Raw genomic sequence first — 19,612 nt, 5'->3', positions numbered from 1 at the left:
GATCAGACCGCGCGTTCAGCGACGCGAGGTTTGGCGAGGAGCCCACTCCAGACGCGGCAGCCAGGCCAGCGGGTTGAAGCGGGCGGCCGGCGCCTCCACCCAGCGGTGGAAGGGCACGGCCAGGCCGTTGGCCAGCAGCCAAGTGGCCACGAGCAGAACCAGGCCGGCTTCGGGCGTTGCGCCCGGCAGATGGGCCAGCAGCGCGTTGCTCAGCAGCAGCACCGGGAAATGCAGCAGGAACAGGGCGTAGGACGGCGTTGCGGCGCTGGCGAAGGCCGAGGCCAGGGGAGCCGGCAGCAGCGGGCGGCCTTCGGCATGGCGGGCCTGCGCCCAGGACAGCCACAGCGCCGTGGCCAGGGCCAGGGCAAGGCGGTCGCGCCATTCCGCCATCAGCGCGGCGCTCACGGCCACTGCCAGCAGCAGCAGGCCGGCGCGGCGGTGGCGCCACAGGCCCAGCCAATGCACCAGGGCGCCCAGGCCATAGGACGCGAAGAAGTAGGGTGCGTAGGCGTCCAGCTCCGGCTGGCGGTTGAAGACCCAGGCGGAGGCCAGCGCCGCGGCCGCGACCAGCACGGGGCCGATGACGAGGCGGCTTGGATGCCGCCAGCCGCGCCGTGCCAGCCACAGCAGGCCCACGAGCAGGGCAAACAGCTGCAGGTCGATGGCCACATACCAGGCGCCCACGGTCAGTGCTTCGTAGCCCAGCACATCGTGCAGCAGCAGCGCGTGAGCGAGAAGTTGGCCGAGGCTGATGTCGGTGGGCACCAGCTCGGGCCAGGACGAAGCGATAAGGCCGGAGATGCCCAATGTCAGGGCGAGCGCCGCCAGGAACGGCAGCACCAGCCGCAGATAACGCCGCCACAGCAGCTCGGGCACGGCGGCCTGCAGGGCCTGGCCACGCGGCGACAGGCCGCGCGCGCTGAGATAGCCGCCGACGACGAGGAAGATCTGCACCGACATGCGCCCGTACTGGTGCATGGCGCCGGCCAGCAGGGGCATGGCGGCGTGGGCGGCGCGGGCGATCGGGCCGTAGCTGACCAGGTGGTGCAGCACGATGATCTGGGCCGCGAGCGCCTTCAGAACATCCAGATAGGGCAGCCGACCGGAGGGACTGGACATCGTCAATGCGGCCCAGCCGCCGGCACGCGCTGGCGCACACCCTGGAAGGGCGGCGAGCGAAGTGGGTGCGGTGGCTGTGGATTCATTGCACAAAAAGAACGGGCCTGCGCAGGCAGGCCCGTTGTCTCGGACATGTGAAATTGTACCGGCGCGATCCCTGGGGAAACCCGGCCTGGTTTCAGGCCGTCACGAAGCGCTACGGTGTGCTTGCAATTGAGCGCTGGGCTTTTCAACCCAACCATCGGCGCAGCCAGGCGCGCAGACGCTGCGACAGGCTCGGTCGCGCTGGCGGCGCAGTCTGCGCGGCCGGCTGCTTTTGCTGCTGCTGTGCCAGCGCGGCGTGCAGGCGCGCGAAGAAGTCCTCGGCCAGTTTTTGCGCCGCTGCATCGACCAGGCGCGAGCCAATCTGCGCCAGCTTGCCACCGACGCTGGCCGTCACGTCATAGCTCAACACCGTCTCGCTGGGCGACACGGCCTGCAGTTGGACGAAAGCCTGGCCCTTGCCATGGCCCGCCGCGCCGCCCGAGCCCTCGAAGCCGATGCGGTAGCTCTGCGGCGGCGTCAGCTCGGACAGTTGCAGCTTGCCCTTGAACCGGGCCTTCACGGGCCCGATGGACACGGCCATCAGCACATCGAAGACGTTGTCGCCCGTCGGCGTGATGGCCTCGCAGCCGGGGACGGCGGCCTGCAGCATCGCGGTGTCGTTCAGCGCGGCCCAGGCCTGGGCCTGGGACACGGGCAGATGCTGCTGGCCGGTCAGATTCATGCAGCGATTCTGACCGTCGGGCGGGCCAACACAATAAGCGCTGCCCGCCAGGGGTGGCCTGGCGGGCAGCGCGGGAGGGCCGGGGGGCGCGATTACTTGCCAGTGATGGTCAGCTGGTTGTCGACCGACTTCACGCCGTCAACCGCCTTGGCGATGGCTTCGGCGCGGTCCTTCTCGGCCTGCGTCGCGACCTTGCCAGTCAGCTGCACATAGCCGTTGGCGTCGGTCTCGACGTGAACCATGGCCAGCGAGGAGATCTTGCTGGTGGCGAGCTGCGTCTTGATCTTGGTGGTCACGACCGAGTCCTTGACCCAGGCCTTGGCCGTACCGGCCGGCTTGTCATCGGCATGGCCGACCAGCGGCGTGACCAGGGCAGCGGCGACCAGCAGCGAAGCGAGTTGCGAAATCTTCATGACTCTTCCTTTCAATCGGAAGCGGTAGCACTGGATGCGCACCGCCGAAACCGAAATCTAAGCAGTGGGACTGCCCGTGCAGGGCGGACGTTGCGCCGCCAGCCTGTAGGACGTGGGCTATCGTTTCAGGGCGTCGAGCAGGCGGTCGATGCTGTCGAGGTCGTGCACCGGCAGATGGCGAGTCACCTGGGGCAGCAGGGCCTTCACGCCGGAGGCGCGCGGCTGGAACTCCTTGAAGCGCAGCAGCGGGTTCAGCCAGATCAGCTCGCGGCAGCACAGGCGCAGCCGCTCGGCCTCGAAGGCCAGGTGCGAGCCGCCGTCCTCGGCGTCGCGTTCGAGGCCGTCGGTGATGAGCAGCACCGTGGCCGCGCCGCCGCCCAGCACGCGGCGCGCCCAGTCGCGGTTGAAGGCGTGCAGGCTCTGGCTGATGCGCGTGCCGCCGGCCCAGTCCGGCACGGCGGCGGACACGGCGGCCAGCGCCGCGTCGGGGTCGCGGGCTTTGAGCTGGCGCGTGATGCGTGTGAGCCGGGTGCCGAAGACGAAGGCTTCAACGACGGGGGCCTCGCCCGCGCCGCCGGCCGGATTCAACAGGCCCTGGGCCAGATGCAGCAGCACCCGCGAATAGCGGCCCATGGAGCCCGAGATGTCGGCCAGCAGCACCAGGGGTGTCGGGCGGCGGCGGGCGCGCTCACGGGTGGGCAGGGCGAAGTCGCACCGGGCCTCGGCGCGCAGCGTGGCGCGCCAGGCGATGCGGCCTTGCGGCGCGGGCGCATGGCGGCGCGTGAGCTGTTGCGCCAGGCGCGGCTGCAACGCGGCGAGGGCCTGGCGCGCGGCGGCCCATTCGGCGGCCGTCATCGTGTCGAAATCGCGCCGCTGCAGCAGCTCGCGGTTGCCGGCGTCCAGACGCGCCTCGATCTCGACCTGCTCGGCGCGGGGCGAATCGGCAGGCGCGCCAGGAAACAGCGCATCGGCCAGGCGCCGGTTCTCGGGTGGTGGCGGTGCGCCCGCACGGCCCTGGGCCCGCGGCAGCAGCAGGGCCATGATGCGGCCGAGCAGGTCGGGGTCGCGCCAGAAGACGTGGAAGGCCTGCTCGAACAGCGGCCGGTGCTCGGGCCGGTCGACCAGGCAGGCGGCCAGCGTCGCCTTGAAGTCGGCGCGCGAGGCCAGGCCGCCGGCCTCCAGGGCCTGGGCGGCGAGCAGCAGCCGGTCGGTGCCGACGGGCAGACCCGCCGTGCGCAAAACACGTTCGAAATGCACAAGGTTTTCCGCCAGGCGATCCAAAGCTCAGGCCTCGACGCTTTGCCGCAGTTCTGCAAGCAGCCTTGCCGCCTCGCTGCCCTGCACGCGGGCGATGTCGTCCTGGTACTTCAGCAGCACGCCCAAGGTCGACTGCACCGTGGCCGGATCCAGGCTGACGGCGTTCAGCTCGATGAGGGCGCGTGACCAGTCCAGCGTTTCGGCCAGGCCGGGCAGCTTGTACAGGTCGAGCTGGCGCAGGCCCTGCACGAACGCGACGACCTGCGCGGCCAGGCGCTGCTCAATCTGCGGCAGGCGCGCGCTGATGATGGCCAGCTCGCGGGCGGCGTCAGGAAAGTCCACCCAGTGATAGAGGCAGCGGCGCTTGACGGCGTCGTGGATCTCGCGGCTGCGGTTGCTGGTAAGGATGACCAGCGGTGGCGCCGCGGCGGTGAGGGTGCCGAGTTCGGGGATGGTGATCTGGAAGTCGGCCAGGAACTCCAGCAAAAAGGCCTCGAAGGGCGCGTCGGCGCGGTCCAGCTCGTCGATGAGCAGCACGGGCGCCGGCGTCGTCGTCAGTGCCTGCAACAGTGGCCGCTCGATGAGGAAGCGGCGCGCAAAGAGCTCGTCAGCCGTGCGTTCACGTTCGTGCGCCTGCGCGAGGCGGATCTCCAGCATCTGGCGTGCGTAATTCCATTCGTAGGCTGCCGCGGCCAGGTCCAGGCCTTCGTAGCACTGCAGGCGGATCAGCGGTCGGCCCAGCGCGCTGGCGAGGGCCGCCGCAATGGCCGTCTTGCCGGTGCCGGGCGCGCCTTCCAGCAGCAGGGGCCGCGCCAGGCGCAATGCCAGAAAGGCGGCGGTGGCCAGCTCGCGCGAGGGCAGGTAGGCCTGGGCCTGAAGGGCCAGGGCGACGGCGTCGATGCTGCTGTCCGGAGCGGGATCGGGCACGGCAGGCCTCATGGGTAGTTGCAGCAAGTATGCGGCGGGCTGCGCCTGCTTACATCTGGGCAGGGAAGTTTTGTGCCGCGGGCGGCGTTGTCGGGTGGAGGGGCCGAAGCGTCCCGCAGCACTCGACATCCAACGGAGCCCGCTCATGAACACGTCCAAACTCAGCCTCATCGCCGCCGTCCTGCTGCTGGCCGGCATGGCCCACGCCGACGAGGCGGCGCCGAATGCTGACAAGCGCGCCGTCAGCCTCGCCGTGCAGCGCGATGGCCAGCGCAATCAGAGCGCGGCGGCCGCGGTCAGCCTGCCCGTGGGTGAGCGCGCCTGGGTGCAACTGGGCGCCGGCCAGTCGCGCAGCCAAGACCTGGCCAGCGGCGACAGCGTCAAGCCCCGGCAGGTCGCGGTCGGTGGCGGCGTGGCCGGCAAGGCCTGGCAGGCCAGCGTGAACGTCAACCGGCGCCGCGACGGTGAGCGCCTGCGCCAGACGGACCTTGCTACAGCAGTGGACTGGCGGCCGGCGGGGGGCGTCAACGTCGGTATCGATGCGGTGAAGCGTAGCGCCCGTGCGCGGGGCACGGTGGCGTCAAGCGGCGGCGCGGCCACGCCGGTCGAGCAGCGCCTGCGGGGCCATGGCCTGGGCGTGCACGGCGCGGTGGCGGTCACGCCGCGCCTGAGCGTCTACGGCGCCGTCATGCGCAACCGCTATACGACGAGCACGACGCAGGCGACGAGCAGTAGCGGCCTGCTGGCCGGTGTGCCGCTGCTGAGCAATCGCGTGACGGCCATCAACCGCGACGAGGCGGCACTGGACCGCAGCCACCAGCTCGGCGCGACCTACCGTGTCGGCGAACGCGTGGCGCTGAACGGCGAGGTGATGCAGGACCGGCTGCACGATGGCGGCAGCCTGCGCAGCGTGCAGATGAAGGCGGCCATCTCGGCCGGTGCCGGCTGGACCGTCACACCCGGTATCGGCCGCAGCCGCGGCCCCCAGGGAGGCGTGAACTACGGGTTGCTGGGGGCGAGCTACGCGTGGTGAGGCTCTAAGCTTTGGGCTTCACCGTTTGGAAGCCCCCACATGAACTTTGCCAAGATCGTCGGCGTGCTCCTGCTCATCGCCGGCGCCGCCAGCCTCGCCATGGGCGGTTTCAGCTACACCAAGGACAAGACTGTCCTGAAAATTGGCTCGCTCGAGGTGTCCGCCAAACAGCAGGAGGAGGTCAATCTGCCGGTGTGGCTGGGCGTGGGCGCGATCGCCGTCGGTGGCTTGTTGCTCGTGTTTGGCGGGCGCAGATGATGACCGCGCCTGACGACATCCTTCGCTTCTGGTTCCAGGAGATCAAGCCTGCGCAGTGGTGGACGGTGGACGCCGCTTTCGACGAACAGGTCCGCACGCGCTTCGGCGCCCTGCATGACCAGGCCAAACGCTGCGAGCTCTTTGCCTGGCGTGCGACACCCGAGGGTCGCCTCGCCGAGGTCATCGTGCTGGACCAGTTCGCCCGCAACATCCACCGCGGCACCCCCGGCGCCTTCGCGGCCGATCCGGTCGCGCTGGCCCTGGCGCAGGAGGCCGTCACCGCCGGTGCCGACCTGGCCTTGCCGGTCGAGCAGCGCGCCTTCCTCTACATGCCCTATATGCACAGCGAGTCCGTCGCCATCCACACGGCGGGCGAGCCGCTGATGAAGGAACGCGCCCCGCAAGGCACGCACGACTTCGAGCTCAAGCACAAGGCCATCATCGACCGCTTCGGCCGCTACCCGCACCGCAATGCCATCCTCGGGCGCGAGTCGACGCCGGAGGAAGAGGCCTTCCTGACGCAGCCGGGCTCGAGCTTCTAGATGTCGAGCAGATAAACCGTCGCGGCGGCGCGCTCCTGGGCGCTGTGGCCGGACAGGGCCTTGTCCCATTCCGCGCCGCTGGCGCCGGTCGATGACGTCGCGCTGCGCGTCATCACCGCGACCTCTTCGGTGCCGGCGTCGAACTCGCCCGCTTGTTCGCGGCTGTCGAGAAAGAGCTTGGCGACGGGGCCGGCGCTGGAATCGATGACGATCAGATAGCGGGAGACCTTGCGGTGATCCTGCTGCACGTGCCGCCCGGGCAATTCATGACCAAATCCTTGACTCACGAGTCTCTCCTTGCGCAATTCGAGCCATTGTGCGCCGCACCAGCGCAGGAGTAACCCTGAAGGCCGAACGTTCCGTCACATGATCCAATCGCAAATTGGAACCGATTCCAAATTACGATGACCGGCATATCTGGCGAGGATGAGACATGCAGTGCAGACGAGCGATTGCGGCGGTGCTGGCCATGGGGCTGGCGGCTCCGGCCCTGGCGGTGGAGGTACCGGACTTCGGTCCCAACGTGCATGTCGTCGACCCGGCGACGCCCGACCTGCAGGGGCTCATCGACGGCATCTACGCCGCCCAGCAGCCCAACCATTTCGGCCCGCGACGCGACGCCATCCTGCTCAAGCCGGGTACCTATCAGGACCTGCGCATCCCGGTGGGCTTCTTCACCCATGTGCTGGGCCTGGGTGCTCGCCCGGACGACGTCCACGTCATCGGCGACCTGCGCTCCACGGCGTTCCTGGATGACAACGCGACGCAGAACTTCTGGCGCGGTGCCGAGAACTTCGCGGTCACGCCGACGCTGGGCATCGGCGACAACACCCTGCAATGGGCCGTGTCCCAGGCCATTCCCTTCCGGCGCATGCACGTGCGCGGCAATATCCGCTTGAACCAGAACCAGGGCTGGGCCAGCGGCGGCTGGTTCTCGGACGTGCTGATCGACGGCCTGGTCAACTCGGCCACCCAGCAGCAATGGATCTCGCGCAACAGCCAGTGGGGCCGCTGGACGGGTTCGAACTGGAACATGGTCTTTGTCGGCGTGCGTGGCGAACCGGCGGGCGAGTTCCCGACGCCGGGCCAGCGCTTCACCAAGGTCGCGCGCACGCCGCTGGTGCGCGAAAAGCCCTATCTCTTTATCGATGCCAAGGGCAGCTATGCCGTGCGCGTGCCGGCATTGCGGCGCGACAGCGCGGGCATCTCCTGGGCGAACGGCGCTGGAAAGCCCGTCACGGCGCCCGGCAAGACGCTGCCCATCAGCAGGTTCTTCATCGCCAGGCCGGGCGACACGGCGGCAACGCTGAACGCGCAGCTCGCAGCCGGCAAGCACCTGCTGTTCACGCCGGGCGAATATCTGTTGACCGAGGCGCTGATCGTCAAGCGCGCCGGTGCCGTCGTGCTGGGCATCGGCTTTCCCACGCTGCGCTCGGACAACGGCCAGCCGCTGTTGAAGACGGCGGACGTGAACGGGCTGACGATCTCCGGGCTGTTCCTGGACGCCGGCAAGCAGGACTCGGGCGTGCTGATGGAAGTCGGCGCGACCGGTGCCGGCAAGCGCCACAAGGCCGACCCCATCGTGCTGCACGACCTGTTCTTCCGCATCGGCGGCGCGGCGGCCGGGCAGGTGGACACGGCCTTGCGCATCAACGCCCACGACACCCTGGTCGACCACACCTGGATCTGGCGCGCCGACCATGGCGAGGGCGTCGGCTGGACGAGCAACCCTGCCGCTCATGGCCTGTGGGTCAACGGCGAGGACGTGACCATCTACGGCCTCTTCGTCGAGCATTTCCAGAAGGAACAGGTCGTCTGGCAAGGCAACGGCGGGCGGGTCTACTTCTACCAGTCCGAGATTCCGTATGACCCGCCCACGCAAAGCCAGTGGACGGGCCCGACCGGCCGAGGCTACCCGGCCTACAAGGTGGCCGACACGGTGGCGCGCCACGAAGCCTGGGGCCTGGGCGCCTACAGCGTCTTCCTGAAGCCCGACGTCGTGCTGGACCGCGCTTTTGAGGCGCCGCAGGCACCCGGCGTGCGCTTTCACCACATGATCACCGTCTGCCTGGTGGACAAGGGCAGCATCGAGCACGTCATCAACGACGTCGGCGATGCCGCGCGTTGCCAGGGCGGCAGCAACACGGCCACCTTGAAGAGCTACCCCTGACTGTCGGTGCTGTCCGACAGCGGATCGCGCCGTCGGACACTGTTTGTCACATCGCGTCGACCTTAGCCTTGGGCACCTCAAACCAGGAGAGCGCCATGGGTGCTACCAAGATCATCGCCATCCTGCTGCTCGTCATCGGCGCTGCCAGCCTCGCGATGGGCGGTTTCAGCTACACCAAGGACAAGACCGTCGTGAAGCTGGGCTCGCTGGAGGTCTCGGCCAAGGAGAAGGAAACGGTCAATGTGCCGGTATGGCTGGGCGTGGGGGCCATCGCCATCGGCGGCCTGCTGCTGGTGTTTGGCAGCCGCCGATAAAAAACGGGCGCCCGAAGGCGCCTGTCCAAGTACCGCCGAAGGAAACGATCAGCCGACCTCTTGTGCGAGGCGCTCTTCGATGCGCGCCTTGACGGCGGGCAGTGCGGCGGGCAGGTGGTGGGCGAGCTGGGCAAACAGCTCGTCATGCAGCTTCATCTCGGCCTGCCATTCGGCAGCGTCGATGCGGGTGACGATGTCGAACTTCTCCGGCGAGAAGTCCAGACCATCCCAGTTCAGGTCGGCATAGCCGGGCGTCACGCCGAACACGTGTTCCTCGCCACCGCCCGTGCCTTCCAGGCGGTCCAGCATCCACTTCAGCACGCGCATGTTCTCGCCGTAGCCGGGCCAGACGAACTTGCCGTCCGCGCCCTTGCGGAACCAGTTGACGCAGTAGATGGCGGGCAGCTTGGCACCTGTCTTCTCACACGTTGCCTGCAGCTTGGCGCCCAGGTCCAGCCAGTGCTGGAAGTAGTCGGCCATGTTGTAGCCCATGAAGGGCAGCATGGCGAATGGGTCGCGGCGCACGACGCCCTGCTGGCCGGCGGCCGCAGCGGTGGTCTCGCTGCCCATCGTGGCGGCCATGTAGACGCCTTCGGTCCAGTCGCGCGCCTCGGTCACCAGCGGCACCGTGGTGGAGCGGCGGCCGCCGAAGATGAAGGCATCGATGGCCACGCCTGCCGGGTTGTCCCAGTTCGGGTCCAGCGCGGGGTTGTTGATTGCGGCGACAGTGAAGCGGGCATTCGGATGGGCGGCCTTGGCGCCAGTGGCCTTGGCGATCTCAGGCGTCCAGTCCTTGCCCTGCCAGTCGATGGCGTGGGCCGGCGGCGTGTCGGTCATGCCCTCCCACCAGACGTCGCCGTCGTCGGTCAGCGCCACGTTTGTGAAAATCACGTCGCGTTCCAGGCTGTCCATGCAGTTGGGATTGGTGTGCGAATTGGTGCCCGGGGCGACACCGAAATAGCCGGCCTCGGGGTTGATCGCGTAGAGCTTGCCGTCGTCATGCGGCTTGATCCAGGCGATGTCGTCGCCGATGGTCGTGACCTTCCAGCCGTTGAAGGCCTTCGGTGGAATCAGCATCGCGAAGTTGGTCTTGCCGCAGGCGCTGGGGAAGGCGGCTGCGACGTGGTACTTCTTGCCCTGCGGGTTTTCCACGCCCAGCAACAGCATGTGCTCGGCCAGCCAGCCCTGGTCACGACCCATGGTTGAGGCGATGCGCAGCGCGAAGCACTTCTTGCCCAGCAGCGCGTTGCCGCCATAGCCCGAGCCATAGCTCCAGATCTCGTGCGTCTCTGGGTAGTGGACGATGTATTTGGTCGTGTTGCAGGGCCAGCTCACGTCGGCCTGCCCGGCTTCCAGCGGGCTGCCTACGGTGTGCACGCAGGGCACGAAGTCGCCATCGGTGCCCAACAGCTCGACGACGGCGCGGCCCATGCGCGTCATCATGCGCATGTTGGCGGCCACGTAGGGGCTGTCGCTCAGCTCCACGCCGATGTGGGCGATGGGGCTGCCCAGCGGCCCCATGCTGAAGGGCACCACATACAGCGTACGCCCGCGCATGCAACCCTTGAACAGCGCCTTTTCACCGGTCTGCAGCAACTCGCGCATTTCGGCCGGGGCCATCCAGTTGTTGGTCGGGCCGGCGTCTTCCTTCTTAGCGGAGCAGATGAAGGTGCGGTCCTCGACGCGGGCGACGTCGCTGGGGTCGGAGTTGGCCAGGTAGCTGCCGGGGCGCAGGGCTGGGTTGAGTTTCTTGAAGGTACCGGCGGCGACGAGCCGGTCGCACAGCCGCTGGTACTCCTCGGCGCTGCCGTCGCACCAGTAGACATCGGCGGCCTCCGTGAGGGCCGCTATTTCAGCGACCCAGGCGATCAGCCGGGCGTTCTTGACATAGGCGGGCAGGTTCAGCCGCAGCCCCTGCATGGCGGGTTGGTTCATGGCGAAAGCTCCAATCATGGGAATGTGTTTGGGGCAGCTGGCAAGCTGGCCCAAGCACACCGAACCTGAGGAGGTGGATTGTCGAATCCAATGTAATCACGCCGTAACCGCCGGGATCGGTGGCGTCATGCAAAACAGGAATAACACCATGCCAGAGCGGCCCCGCAGCTCACGGCGGTGGCGAAGTGGGGCTAGGGTTTGCGCGAAGAGTGCGTGAAACTTGCCGCAACTTCTGAGTTCATTGAGTTCTCGACTTACATCGAACGGCTGCTGCGCGACCGCAGTGCGAGGCTGACCCCCTAGAACCATTCCTCAACTCCTCCGCGACCGTTCGGCAAGCTGCCGGCAAGGTGCCGCTTTGTAAACTGGGCCACCGTGATTGCCATGGGGCCCCATGACCGACTTTGCGCTACAGGTTGAAGGCCTGCGCCCTCATCTGCTGAGGTTCGCGCGGGCCCAGTTGAGGAACGATGCATGGGCCGAGGATGCGGTGTCCGAGTGCCTGCTCGCCGCGCTGGAGCGCCCGCAGTCCTTTGGTGGCCAGTCGCAGCTCAAGACCTGGCTCATCGGCATCCTCAAGCACAAGCTCGTTGACCAGTTGCGCCGCAACACCCGTGAGGCGACGGTGCTCGTGGGCGAGGACGGCGAGGACCTGTTCGACGACCTATTTCAGGCCGACGGCCACTGGCGCGAAGCGCCGCGCGACTGGGGCGACCCTGACGCCGCTTGCTGCCAAAAGCAGTTCTTCGAAGTGCTGCAGGTCTGCTGCGAGCACTTGCCGCCCACGCAGGCCCGCGTGTTCATGATGCGCGAGTGGCTGGAGCTGGAGTCCGACGAGATCTGTCGCGAACTGGCCATCACGTCGGCCAATCTGTGGGTGTTGCTGCACCGCGCGCGCATGAGGCTGCGAGATTGCCTGCAGATGCGCTGGTTCGACGAGGTGGCCACATGAGCCTCAAGAACACGCTCACCTGCCGCGAAGCCGCGCGCCTGCTGCTGGAAGACGAAGACCACGAAATCCCGGCCGCCGACCGCCTGGCACTGCAACTGCATGTGCGGGTCTGCTTCGCCTGCGCGCGCTTCGTCGCCCAGCTCAACTTGATGCGACGCGCGACTCGTGCCTGGCGCAAGCACAGCGAGACTGGCGATGACGAGGCGATCATCGAATAGGAGCACGCTGCGGCGCATTAGCCGTAGTTGCTGTCAGCTCAACTTGCGCTGGCCCCGTAGAGGCCGCGTGCTTCACGCGCTGGTTCCAGCAGGCATTGGATACACGCCAAGAATCGGGTGCGGGAGCTGATGCCGACCTCGCGCGTGAGCGCGACCTTACCCGACGCCGGGCCGTCACAGCCAGACCACTACCGGGGTCTTCCAACTCGGCGCGGAAGCTGTGGACGCAGATGGAGAAGCTTTGGTTGCTGCTCGGCGGAGCGAGCCGCCTCGGCGGCCCTCGGCCGCTCAACGCCAAAGCTAACGACGTAGAAGGTGCACGTGCACCTCTCGTCGAAGACTGACGACAGAGCGGCGGCCTGCCCCGCGTAGTCGCGAGGGACGCGGGCGCCTTACATACACGTGCGTCACCGGTTCAAGGGGCATCTCGCCTGGTAAGGACTAGGCCCGTCGGCGGACCAAACCAAGCGCCTTCACGCTCCATCCGAAGTGATCGCGTATCCCAAGTAGCGACAGCTGCGTTTGCCGTCGCAACACACCCAACCGAAGGAAACCTCCATGAAGACCTCCATGCTCCGCACTGTCCTCTCCGCCGCCCTGGCCGCCGCCGCGCTGTCCCATGTGCCGGCCCAGGCCGCGAACAGCGTGAACGGCACACAGCCCAACGGCCTGTATACCAACGGTCTGTACACCAACGGCTTCGTCGTCAACGGCCTGTACACCAACGGCTTCGTCGTCAACGGCATGAAGTCCAACGGCACCGGCCTGCGCACCCCAAGCGCCGCGTTGCCGCAAGTCGAATCCATCGTGCTGCGCGACGGCCGCAAGCTGGCAGTGCGCTGACCTGCCCCAGCGGGACCGGCCATGTCTGACATCAACACCTGGTTCCTCATCGCGCTGGGCTGCGCCCTGCACGGGCTGGTGGCCGCCGCGCCGCCAACCGCGCCCGCCGCCCCGCTGCGAGCCGAGGGCACCGAGTGGGTGTTGCAGACCGAGAGTGGCGCACTGCGTTCAGCCGACCTGGTGGGCGCCGAGCTGCGCTTGGCCGGCGGCGCGGTGTTGCGCATCGACAGCGTGCAACACATCGGCGCCAGCCCGGGACGCGGCTGGTGGGCCCACGAGCTGTCGGTCCGGACCGAGCTGCAGGGCTGGCAGCCGCTGTGCGCGCCGCACAGCGACGGCACGCACTACGCCGTGGTGCTGCCCGGGCGCGAGCAGGCCGACGGTTCGCTGAGCGAAGACGCCACGGCCTTTGCACTGAGCTGCACCAGCGGCGCCCTGGCCAAATGCCTTCGCATGGGCTATGAGCCGTGGCAGACCACTTCCGCCGGCGTGCCGCTGCGCAGCACCTTCAACGCATGTGTGCGCATGGTGCGGGCCGACTACGGCGGTCACGGCGTGCCCTACACCGAAAACGGACACCAAATCGATGTCTACGACCCGCTCGGCGTGCAGCGGCCAGACCTGCTGCCCGGTCAGCATTTCGAGGCGGGCTGGAGCGAGCACGGCGCGGTCTGCGTGCACCACGTGCGCGTGGAACACAAGCTCACGCTGGCACAACTGGAATCGCTCTACCCGCCGTTGCGCGGCCGCGTCGGTGAGGTCTGCACCGAGGACTTTGCGCGCGCGCATGGCGCCCTGCTGTTCAACCGCTCGGACCTGCCCGGCACGGTGGCGCGTTGAATCAAGTTCCCGCTTTGCCTGCCCTGAACTCCATCTCCAACCCAGAAAGAAGCCATGATTCGATTCCGGAAATACGCCCTTGCCTTGCTGGCGACCGCAACAACAGCCGCCATGGCGGCCCCGGCCTACGCTGGCCCGGTGTCGACCCTGTACCTCACCAACGTGTCATCCAAGAGCCTGTACACGGTTCAGGGTGACGCCATCACCGGTTCGGCGCCCACCTACTGCAACCATTGTGAACAGCCCATCGCCGTGTATGGCGACGTGCGCACCATGGGCAATGGCAATGGCTTTGGCGGCCAATACAACCTCGATCTGACGCAAACAGGCACGACGTATGTGCAGTCGACCAGCGTGGGCCTCGTCGATGGTGCCACCGACGGCCGGCGCAACTATGCCGTCGCAGCCGGCTTTGGCGGCAACTCCTCGGGCGTCTACGCCTTCGACCGTGAATGGGGCGACCCGACCTTGCTGTTCCTGCTGGACGACGGTGCCCGGGCCTCGGGCATCACCTACGACCCGACGAACAGCACGCTTTGGCTGCAGGCCACCGTGGACACGCCGAACGGCGCCGCCGGCGAGCTGCGGAACTATCAGATGGATGGCCGGCTGATAACTTCCCTCAGCGATTTGGTAGGTGGTGCATTGGCGATGGACTACGCCGACAACACGTTGTGGGTGGTTCGAGGGCCGACGCAGTATTTCGACCAGTACAGCCGCAGCGGCATGCTGCTGCAAACCACGTCCTATGCAGGCCTGGTCGGCAAGAACGGCACCGGCGCCGAGTTCGACCTGGCTGCAGCGGTTGCCACAGTGCCTGAGCCGGGCAGCCTGCTGATGGCCCTGACGTCTCTGGCTGGGTTGTTGCTGGTCAATCGCAGACGCCGGAGTCGGGCCTGAGTTTCCGAACCGGCAAGCCGAAAGTCTTGCCGACCCTGAAATGGGCTGGGAAGAGCACACGGCCACATCACCGTCTGGGCACATGCCCTGAGAGAAGCTGGCGTGTCCGCAGTGGCACGCTGAGTAACCCGCGCACCCCAGCCTGTCCGTCTCGAATTGGTTACGGCGCGCAGCGTTGATCCGGGCGTCCTCGGCACCACGGATGGTGCATGCGGACCCCCTGGATTGAGGGCATGACCCCTAATTGGCAAGTTGCTCGCGCGGCGGCGCCGCCCTAAGTTTGTCCACTTGAAGCCCGGCACGGCGTCGGACTTCATGCCACTCCCACAGGAGATTGCGATGGCTGGGATGACGAGGTTCAAGCGGGTCGTGCTGGCGTCGGCCGCCACCGTGGTCGCCGCCGCGATGGCGGCTCCGGCGCATGCCGTGACCAAGGTTGTCGAGTTCAACGTGCTCAATGCCACGGCGATGCTCCCGACGCCGTTTGCGTCAGGCGACACACTGATCCTCGACACGACGGTGACGCAGGAAACCGGCCCGCTGTCGCAGGCCATCACCTTCACGCTGGCGGGCGGTGTCACCGGCCTCACCGGTCGTGCGGCATGGGAGGTTTCCCCCGCTGCCGGCCTCGGTCCGCGTCTCGTTGGCGTCAATATCGACATCCTCGACGCCGGCAACAACCTGGTGATCAGCGACACCTTCCTCGGCGCGCTGGGCGGCTTCGCCATTTCCAGCCTGAACGGCGTCATCGGCCCGGGGACTTACCGCCTGGTGGCCACCGGCACCGCGGTGCGCGATGCGGTGCTCGACCTGTCTATCAGTGCCGTCCCCGAGCCGTGGCCGTACTCGCTGCTGCTGGCCGGATTGGGCGTCGTGGGCTTGCTGGCGCGCCGGCGCCACATCGGCTGAGGACGGTCTCGCGTGCGAGGCGGCCGGCCGCCTCGCCATGCCGCACGCCCGCCGCGCTCAGCGGCCATGCCAGCGCTTGGCCGCGCGACGCACCATCTCGGGCAGCAGGTGGTTCTCCCCCTCAACGCGGCGCAGCCACGTGGCGTCGTTGCCGGCGCCATTGATCTCGCGGCGCATGTACTGCAGCGCAGCCTCGGCGCGCAGGTCGCCGGCGTGCGTGTCCAGCTTGGTCAGCACGGTGATGAGGTCGTCCCGCAGCACGCGGTGTTCGCCGGTCTCGGGGTCGACGAAGGTGCCGTCCAGGCCGAAGCGGCAGGCCTGGAAGCGGTTGAAGGTGTAGGGCAGGTAATCGTCTTCGCTGAGCTTGAACGGTTTCTCCACCGTGATCCAGCGCGCCAGGCACTGGATGAAGCCGGCCAGGGCCGCCGCCTTCTCGATGGTCAGCGGCGTGTCAAGCACGCGGACTTCGATGGTGCCGAACTCGGGCTTGGGGCGGATGTCCCAGTAGAAGTCCTTCATGCCCGAGACAACGCCGGTGCGGGTCATCTTGGCGAAGAAGGCCTCGAAGTCGGTCCAGGTCTGCACGAACGGCGCGCGGCCTGACAGCGGGAAGGCGAAGACCGAGTTCAGGCGTGCGGAGTCGAAGCCGGTGTCTTCGCCCTGCACAAACGGCGACGACGCGGCCAGCGCGATCAGGTGGGGGATGAAGCGGCTCATGCCGTGCAGCAGCACCAGGGCTTCATCGGCGCTCGGGCAGCCGATGTGGACATGCTGGCCGAAGATGGTGAACTGCTTGGACAGGTAGCCGTACAGCGATGACAGCTCATGAAAGCGCGGCGTCTCGAAGATGCGCTGGCGCTTCCAGTGCTGGAAGGGGTGGGTGCCGCCGCCGCACAGGCTCACGTCGAGCTTTTCGGCACAGTCCACCAGCGCGTCGCGGATCTGGCCCAGCTCCGACAGCACCTGGCCGAAGCCCGTGCACACGCCAGTGGCCAGCTCGATCATGCTGCTGGTGATCTCGGGCTTCACGTCGCCCGGGATGCTGCGTTTTTCCATCAGCCGCATCAGGTCACCCGAGACAGGCGCGAGGTCGTAGTCGTCGCTGTTGACGATCTGCAGTTCGAGCTCGACACCGAGGGTGAGCGGCTGCGATTTGGAGAAATCACCCAGGCTCATTCAACGGCCTCCTTGTTGCGTGGGACGCGCTTGGGCGCAGGCGGCAGCTCGCCGGCCAGGCGCAGCGCGAACTGCACGGCGATGGGCCCGATCAGCTCCAGCACCGCGATGCTGGCCAGGATGATGGGCACGGCGCCCGCAGCGAGTTCGGGCTCGGCGCGCATCAGTTCGCTGAGCATGACCAGCGCGGTCGCGGACAGCGGCGTCATCGTGATCGACAGCGCCAGGCCCTGGCGCCAACTGGCCTTGGCCATGGGCGCCAGCGCCACGATGGCCACGGTCTTGGCGATGAAGCGGGCTGCCAGCAGCGCCAGCGCGGCGAAACCGCCGGCGACGAGGATCTTGGGCGACCAGGCCGAGCCGACGATGACGAAAAGCATCAGCACCAGCGCCCCGCCCGAGGTGCCGAAGTGACGCGGCCAGACCCAGGGCCGCTCGCTGGTGTTGCGCAGCAGCAGGCCGGCCAACAGCGGCATCAGCAGCGTGGACACGCCGATGGCGCGCGCGGCGACGATGGCGAAGGCGACCAGGCCGAACAGCAGCAGCACGGCGCTCTCGTTGCGCAGGTCCAGTCGCCGCGCGACGAGGTAGACGGCGCCCGCCAGCAGCGCGGCCAGCCCCAGTGTCGTCAGCAGCGAGATCGCCAGGCCAGCCAGCGCCTGCGACAGGCTGCCGCCGTCGTCGGCCGCCCACCAGGTGCGCATCAGGATCAGCGCGACAACGGCGTACAGCGTGTTCAAGGCCGTCAGCAACGACGCCCGCTGCGTGACTTGACCCGCAGCGCCCAGTTCCATCGCGACGCGGCCGGACACGGCGGCGGGCGCCGGCATGGCCAGAATGGCGCAGGCGATGGCCGTCTGCCAACTGACATCAAACAGGCGCAGCACGAAGGCCACGGCCAGCGCACTGAGCAGGGCTTCGGCCAGGCTCGTCAGCGCCAGCCCAGGATTGCGCACCAGCCAGCGCAGGTGCACGCGGCTGCCGATCTCGAACAGCAGCAGGCCCAGGGCCAGGTCGGTGACTGTCTGGGCCGCGCCGGCCAGCGGCATCGCAACGCCGTGGCCGAAGGCAGCGGCGACGCAGCCCGCCAATGTGTAGCCGACCACGCGCGGCAGCCGGGTCGTCGCAGCGATGAATTCGCCGGCCAGAGCGCCGGCCAGCAGCACGCCAACGACGAACATCAGCGCACTGGACGGAGGAACGGCCAAGCCGGCCCAGACCCGTGCGCCGGTGTCTAGTGCATTCATAGGCTCTCCCTAAAAGTTTTGGCCGAAGCCTAGACGCACGGTCGGCGCGCCCTTGTAGGCCGACATGCCGAAAGCCTCCTGGACAATGGCCGCCATGCAAGTCGTCAGCGTGAACACCGCCCGCGTCGAACACTTTGTTGCGACCTCGGGCCAGGCATTGGATTCGGGCATTCGCAAACGCCGCCGCGAAGGGCGCGTCGATGTCCGGCCTCTGGCCCTGGATGGTGACGAGCAGGCCGACCTCAGCGTGCATGGTGGCCTGAGCAAGGCCGTCTATGCCTACCCCCAGGAGCACTACGCGTTCTGGCAGACGGTGCGCGGCCAAGCCAAGGTGGACGGCGCACTGCAGCCGGGGGATTGCGGCGAGAACCTGACGTTGACGGGCCTGCTGGAAAGCAAGGTCTGGATCGGCGATGTGCTGCGCTTCCCCGACTGCGAGCTCGTCGTCTCCGAGCCGCGCTACCCCTGCTTCAAGTTCAACGCCCACATGGGCTTCAACCAGGCCGCCAAGCTGATGGCGCAAAGCGGCTACTGCGGCTTCTACCTTGCCGTGAAGCGCGAGGGATCGATCGCGGCCGGCGAGAGCTTCGAGCTGATCGCAGGGCCACGCGAGGTCGGCATCGTCGAACTCTTCAAGGCAAAAATGAAGAAGAAGGGCTAATGCGGCGCAGGCTGCTGTTGGCCGTGGCAGGGTTGGCGTCCGTTGCCGCCCATGCCGGCCCGGTGCTGCAGGTGGGGCCCAGGCGCGCCATCAAGTCGCTGGCCGCCGCGGCCCGCCAAGCGCGTGACGGCATGCTCGTCGAGGTCGATGCGGGCGAGTACGTGGCCGATGTCGCCACTTGGCCCCAGCACGGGCTGACGCTGCGTGCCGTCGGCGGCCGCGTGAAGCTGGTCGCGGCCGGCGCGCACGCGCAGGCCAAGGGCCTGTTCGTGACGACCGGCCGGCGCCAGCGCATCGAAGGCTTCGATTTCACCGGCGCCGCGGTGCCCGATCGCAACGGCGCCGGCATCCGCGTCGAGGCCGGCTCGCTGACGCTGGTGGACTGCACCTTCAGCGACAACGAGAACGGCGTGCTGACCGCCAATGATGAAGCCATCGAGCTCGACATCGTCGACTGCGACTTCGGCCCCATCCTGCCGCGCGAGGGCAAGACGCACAACCTCTACGTCGGCGCCATCAAGCGCCTGGCCGTCAGCGGCAGCTACTTCCACCACGGCCTGCACGGCCATCTGCTGAAGAGCCGCGCGGGCCTCAACCACATCCTCTACAACCGCCTGTCCGACGAGATCGGCGGCCGCGCGAGCTACGAGCTGGAGTTCCCCAACGGCGGCATTGCCGTCGTCATGGGCAACCTCATCATGCAGAGCTCGACAACCGAGAACCCTCACGTCATCTCCTTCGGCGTCGAGGGCGCGAAATGGCAGAAGCAGGCCCTCTACCTCGTCAACAACACGCTGGTGGACCAACTGCCCAGCGGTGGCATCTGGTTGCGCGTGACGCCGCCGCAGGCCGAGGTCGTGCTAGCCAACAACCTGCTTGTCGGCGGCCCCCAGCTCGCGGCCGAGGGGCATTGGACGCGGCGCGCCAACTTCCACGCCGACTGGGACGAGTTTGTGCGCGCGGCGCGCGACGACTACCGGCTCAAGCCCGATTCGTCACTGCGTGGCAAGGCGGTCGATGCGGGCGAGGGCGACGGCGTGAAGCTCATGCCCTCACGCGAGTACCGCCATCCTCACACCAGCCAGGCCCTGAGCGGGCCGGCGCGCCACCCCGGCGCTTTGCAGGCCTGAAA

Annotated in this window: 22 protein-coding genes; 13 read left to right on the top strand and 9 right to left on the bottom strand. The window is 67.8% G+C overall.

The window, feature by feature from the left end; all coding sequences use genetic code 11:
- Positions 1 to 15 precede the first annotated feature (15 nt).
- From ASC95_RS16830 to ASC95_RS16810, 5 genes are all read right to left on the bottom strand, one after another.
- Positions 16 to 1,119 (bottom strand): acyltransferase, encoded by a 1,104-nt coding sequence (locus tag ASC95_RS16830; RefSeq protein ID WP_057298855.1) that lies wholly within the window; start codon positions 1,117 to 1,119, stop codon positions 16 to 18.
- A gap of 229 nt (positions 1,120 to 1,348) precedes the next feature.
- Positions 1,349 to 1,885 (bottom strand): CoxG family protein, encoded by a 537-nt coding sequence (locus ASC95_RS16825; protein WP_057298854.1) that lies wholly within the window; start codon positions 1,883 to 1,885, stop codon positions 1,349 to 1,351.
- 92 nt (positions 1,886 to 1,977) lie between these two features.
- Entirely contained in the window at positions 1,978 to 2,298 is a 321-nt protein-coding gene (locus tag ASC95_RS16820; protein ID WP_057298853.1) for a BON domain-containing protein, read from the bottom strand.
- Positions 2,299 to 2,415: 117 nt separating this feature from the next.
- The gene (locus ASC95_RS16815; RefSeq protein ID WP_235537952.1) at positions 2,416 to 3,555 is read right to left on the bottom strand and encodes a VWA domain-containing protein; all 1,140 of its coding nucleotides are present in this window, start codon (positions 3,553 to 3,555) and stop codon (positions 2,416 to 2,418) included.
- 27 nt (positions 3,556 to 3,582) lie between these two features.
- Entirely contained in the window at positions 3,583 to 4,482 is a 900-nt protein-coding gene (locus tag ASC95_RS16810) for a MoxR family ATPase (protein WP_235537951.1), read from the bottom strand.
- Positions 4,483 to 4,627: 145 nt separating this feature from the next.
- Here ASC95_RS16810 and ASC95_RS16805 point away from each other — a divergent pair, with 145 nt between their 5' ends.
- The 3 genes from ASC95_RS16805 to ASC95_RS16795 are packed head-to-tail and all read left to right on the top strand — an operon-like array spanning position 4,628 to position 6,315.
- Positions 4,628 to 5,515, top strand: a complete 888-nt coding sequence (locus ASC95_RS16805; RefSeq protein ID WP_057298850.1) for a hypothetical protein — start codon at positions 4,628 to 4,630, stop codon at positions 5,513 to 5,515.
- Positions 5,516 to 5,554: 39 nt separating this feature from the next.
- Positions 5,555 to 5,773, top strand: a complete 219-nt coding sequence (locus ASC95_RS16800) for a hypothetical protein (protein ID WP_057298849.1) — start codon at positions 5,555 to 5,557, stop codon at positions 5,771 to 5,773.
- Positions 5,770 to 6,315: a DUF924 family protein gene (locus ASC95_RS16795; RefSeq protein ID WP_057298848.1), complete on the top strand. Its 546-nt coding sequence runs from the start codon at positions 5,770 to 5,772 to the stop codon at positions 6,313 to 6,315. The genes ASC95_RS16800 and ASC95_RS16795 overlap by 4 nt, the downstream gene beginning before the upstream one ends.
- On the opposite strand, the gene ASC95_RS16790 is transcribed toward ASC95_RS16795, so the two are convergent.
- Positions 6,312 to 6,602, bottom strand: a complete 291-nt coding sequence (locus ASC95_RS16790) for a hypothetical protein (protein ID WP_157256359.1) — start codon at positions 6,600 to 6,602, stop codon at positions 6,312 to 6,314. The genes ASC95_RS16795 and ASC95_RS16790 overlap by 4 nt on opposite strands.
- Positions 6,603 to 6,748: 146 nt before the next feature.
- On the opposite strand from ASC95_RS16790, the gene ASC95_RS16785 reads away from it, so the two are divergent.
- Both ASC95_RS16785 and ASC95_RS16780 read left to right on the top strand, forming a co-directional pair.
- Positions 6,749 to 8,485, top strand: coding sequence for a coagulation factor 5/8 type domain-containing protein (locus ASC95_RS16785; RefSeq protein ID WP_082567852.1), 1,737 nt, complete (start codon positions 6,749 to 6,751; stop codon positions 8,483 to 8,485).
- 95 nt (positions 8,486 to 8,580) lie between these two features.
- Positions 8,581 to 8,799 (top strand): hypothetical protein, encoded by a 219-nt coding sequence (locus ASC95_RS16780; protein WP_056200702.1) that lies wholly within the window; start codon positions 8,581 to 8,583, stop codon positions 8,797 to 8,799.
- A gap of 48 nt (positions 8,800 to 8,847) precedes the next feature.
- Here ASC95_RS16780 and ASC95_RS16775 read toward each other — a convergent pair whose 3' ends face one another.
- On the bottom strand, positions 8,848 to 10,734 hold the full coding sequence (locus tag ASC95_RS16775; protein ID WP_057299060.1) for a phosphoenolpyruvate carboxykinase (GTP): 1,887 nt from the start codon (positions 10,732 to 10,734) through the stop codon (positions 8,848 to 8,850).
- A 394-nt stretch (positions 10,735 to 11,128) separates the two neighbouring features.
- Here ASC95_RS16775 and ASC95_RS16770 point away from each other — a divergent pair, with 394 nt between their 5' ends.
- The 6 genes from ASC95_RS16770 to ASC95_RS16745 all read left to right on the top strand — a co-directional run bounded on the left by ASC95_RS16770 (position 11,129) and on the right by ASC95_RS16745 (position 15,396).
- Positions 11,129 to 11,686 (top strand): sigma-70 family RNA polymerase sigma factor, encoded by a 558-nt coding sequence (locus ASC95_RS16770; protein WP_057298846.1) that lies wholly within the window; start codon positions 11,129 to 11,131, stop codon positions 11,684 to 11,686.
- Entirely contained in the window at positions 11,683 to 11,904 is a 222-nt protein-coding gene (locus tag ASC95_RS16765; protein ID WP_057298845.1) for a hypothetical protein, read from the top strand. Before ASC95_RS16770 ends, ASC95_RS16765 begins: the two co-directional genes overlap by 4 nt.
- A 570-nt stretch (positions 11,905 to 12,474) precedes the next feature.
- Entirely contained in the window at positions 12,475 to 12,747 is a 273-nt protein-coding gene (locus tag ASC95_RS16760) for a hypothetical protein (protein ID WP_200960159.1), read from the top strand.
- Positions 12,748 to 12,768: 21 nt separating this feature from the next.
- Positions 12,769 to 13,587 (top strand): ADYC domain-containing protein, encoded by an 819-nt coding sequence (locus ASC95_RS16755; protein ID WP_057298843.1) that lies wholly within the window; start codon positions 12,769 to 12,771, stop codon positions 13,585 to 13,587.
- Between the two features lie 54 nt (positions 13,588 to 13,641).
- A complete protein-coding gene (locus ASC95_RS16750) occupies positions 13,642 to 14,487 on the top strand; it encodes a PEP-CTERM sorting domain-containing protein (protein ID WP_157256358.1) in 846 nt (281 codons plus the stop codon).
- Between the two features lie 288 nt (positions 14,488 to 14,775).
- Entirely contained in the window at positions 14,776 to 15,396 is a 621-nt protein-coding gene (locus ASC95_RS16745) for a PEP-CTERM sorting domain-containing protein (protein ID WP_157256357.1), read from the top strand.
- A 57-nt stretch (positions 15,397 to 15,453) separates the two neighbouring features.
- On the opposite strand, the gene ASC95_RS16740 is transcribed toward ASC95_RS16745, so the two are convergent.
- Together ASC95_RS16740 and ASC95_RS16735 are read right to left on the bottom strand one after the other, a co-directional pair.
- Positions 15,454 to 16,572 carry a YbdK family carboxylate-amine ligase gene (locus ASC95_RS16740; RefSeq protein ID WP_057298840.1) on the bottom strand — a complete coding sequence of 373 codons (1,119 nt, stop codon included), beginning with the start codon at positions 16,570 to 16,572 and terminating at the stop codon, positions 15,454 to 15,456.
- Positions 16,569 to 17,819: a cation:proton antiporter gene (locus tag ASC95_RS16735; RefSeq protein WP_082567851.1), complete on the bottom strand. Its 1,251-nt coding sequence runs from the start codon at positions 17,817 to 17,819 to the stop codon at positions 16,569 to 16,571. The genes ASC95_RS16740 and ASC95_RS16735 overlap by 4 nt, the downstream gene beginning before the upstream one ends.
- Before the next feature lie 94 nt (positions 17,820 to 17,913).
- Here ASC95_RS16735 and ASC95_RS16730 point away from each other — a divergent pair, with 94 nt between their 5' ends.
- Both ASC95_RS16730 and ASC95_RS16725 read left to right on the top strand, forming a co-directional pair.
- Positions 17,914 to 18,480, top strand: coding sequence for an MOSC domain-containing protein (locus tag ASC95_RS16730; protein ID WP_057298838.1), 567 nt, complete (start codon positions 17,914 to 17,916; stop codon positions 18,478 to 18,480).
- Positions 18,480 to 19,610, top strand: coding sequence for a hypothetical protein (locus ASC95_RS16725; RefSeq protein ID WP_057298837.1), 1,131 nt, complete (start codon positions 18,480 to 18,482; stop codon positions 19,608 to 19,610). Before ASC95_RS16730 ends, ASC95_RS16725 begins: the two co-directional genes overlap by 1 nt.
- Positions 19,611 to 19,612 lie beyond the last annotated feature (2 nt).

This window comes from Pelomonas sp. Root1217 (assembly GCF_001425705.1).
Taxonomy (GTDB): domain Bacteria; phylum Pseudomonadota; class Gammaproteobacteria; order Burkholderiales; family Burkholderiaceae_C; genus Pelomonas.
Note: the sequence above shows the minus strand (reverse complement) of the source record. Positions and strands in the feature narration are given on the sequence as shown.

Coding starts and splice junctions, on each gene's coding strand:
- ASC95_RS16730 (WP_057298838.1), top strand. CDS start 17,914: ATGCAAGTCGTCAGCGTGAACACCGCCCGCGTCGAACACTTTGTTGCG.
- ASC95_RS16735 (WP_082567851.1), bottom strand. CDS start 17,819: ATGAATGCACTAGACACCGGCGCACGGGTCTGGGCCGGCTTGGCCGTT.
- ASC95_RS16780 (WP_056200702.1), top strand. CDS start 8,581: ATGGGTGCTACCAAGATCATCGCCATCCTGCTGCTCGTCATCGGCGCT.
- ASC95_RS16750 (WP_157256358.1), top strand. CDS start 13,642: ATGATTCGATTCCGGAAATACGCCCTTGCCTTGCTGGCGACCGCAACA.
- ASC95_RS16795 (WP_057298848.1), top strand. CDS start 5,770: ATGATGACCGCGCCTGACGACATCCTTCGCTTCTGGTTCCAGGAGATC.
- ASC95_RS16785 (WP_082567852.1), top strand. CDS start 6,749: ATGCAGTGCAGACGAGCGATTGCGGCGGTGCTGGCCATGGGGCTGGCG.
- ASC95_RS16805 (WP_057298850.1), top strand. CDS start 4,628: ATGAACACGTCCAAACTCAGCCTCATCGCCGCCGTCCTGCTGCTGGCC.
- ASC95_RS16775 (WP_057299060.1), bottom strand. CDS start 10,734: ATGAACCAACCCGCCATGCAGGGGCTGCGGCTGAACCTGCCCGCCTAT.
- ASC95_RS16740 (WP_057298840.1), bottom strand. CDS start 16,572: ATGAGCCTGGGTGATTTCTCCAAATCGCAGCCGCTCACCCTCGGTGTC.
- ASC95_RS16765 (WP_057298845.1), top strand. CDS start 11,683: ATGAGCCTCAAGAACACGCTCACCTGCCGCGAAGCCGCGCGCCTGCTG.
- ASC95_RS16770 (WP_057298846.1), top strand. CDS start 11,129: ATGACCGACTTTGCGCTACAGGTTGAAGGCCTGCGCCCTCATCTGCTG.
- ASC95_RS16825 (WP_057298854.1), bottom strand. CDS start 1,885: ATGAATCTGACCGGCCAGCAGCATCTGCCCGTGTCCCAGGCCCAGGCC.
- ASC95_RS16760 (WP_200960159.1), top strand. CDS start 12,475: ATGCTCCGCACTGTCCTCTCCGCCGCCCTGGCCGCCGCCGCGCTGTCC.
- ASC95_RS16830 (WP_057298855.1), bottom strand. CDS start 1,119: ATGTCCAGTCCCTCCGGTCGGCTGCCCTATCTGGATGTTCTGAAGGCG.
- ASC95_RS16755 (WP_057298843.1), top strand. CDS start 12,769: ATGTCTGACATCAACACCTGGTTCCTCATCGCGCTGGGCTGCGCCCTG.
- ASC95_RS16800 (WP_057298849.1), top strand. CDS start 5,555: ATGAACTTTGCCAAGATCGTCGGCGTGCTCCTGCTCATCGCCGGCGCC.
- ASC95_RS16820 (WP_057298853.1), bottom strand. CDS start 2,298: ATGAAGATTTCGCAACTCGCTTCGCTGCTGGTCGCCGCTGCCCTGGTC.
- ASC95_RS16725 (WP_057298837.1), top strand. CDS start 18,480: ATGCGGCGCAGGCTGCTGTTGGCCGTGGCAGGGTTGGCGTCCGTTGCC.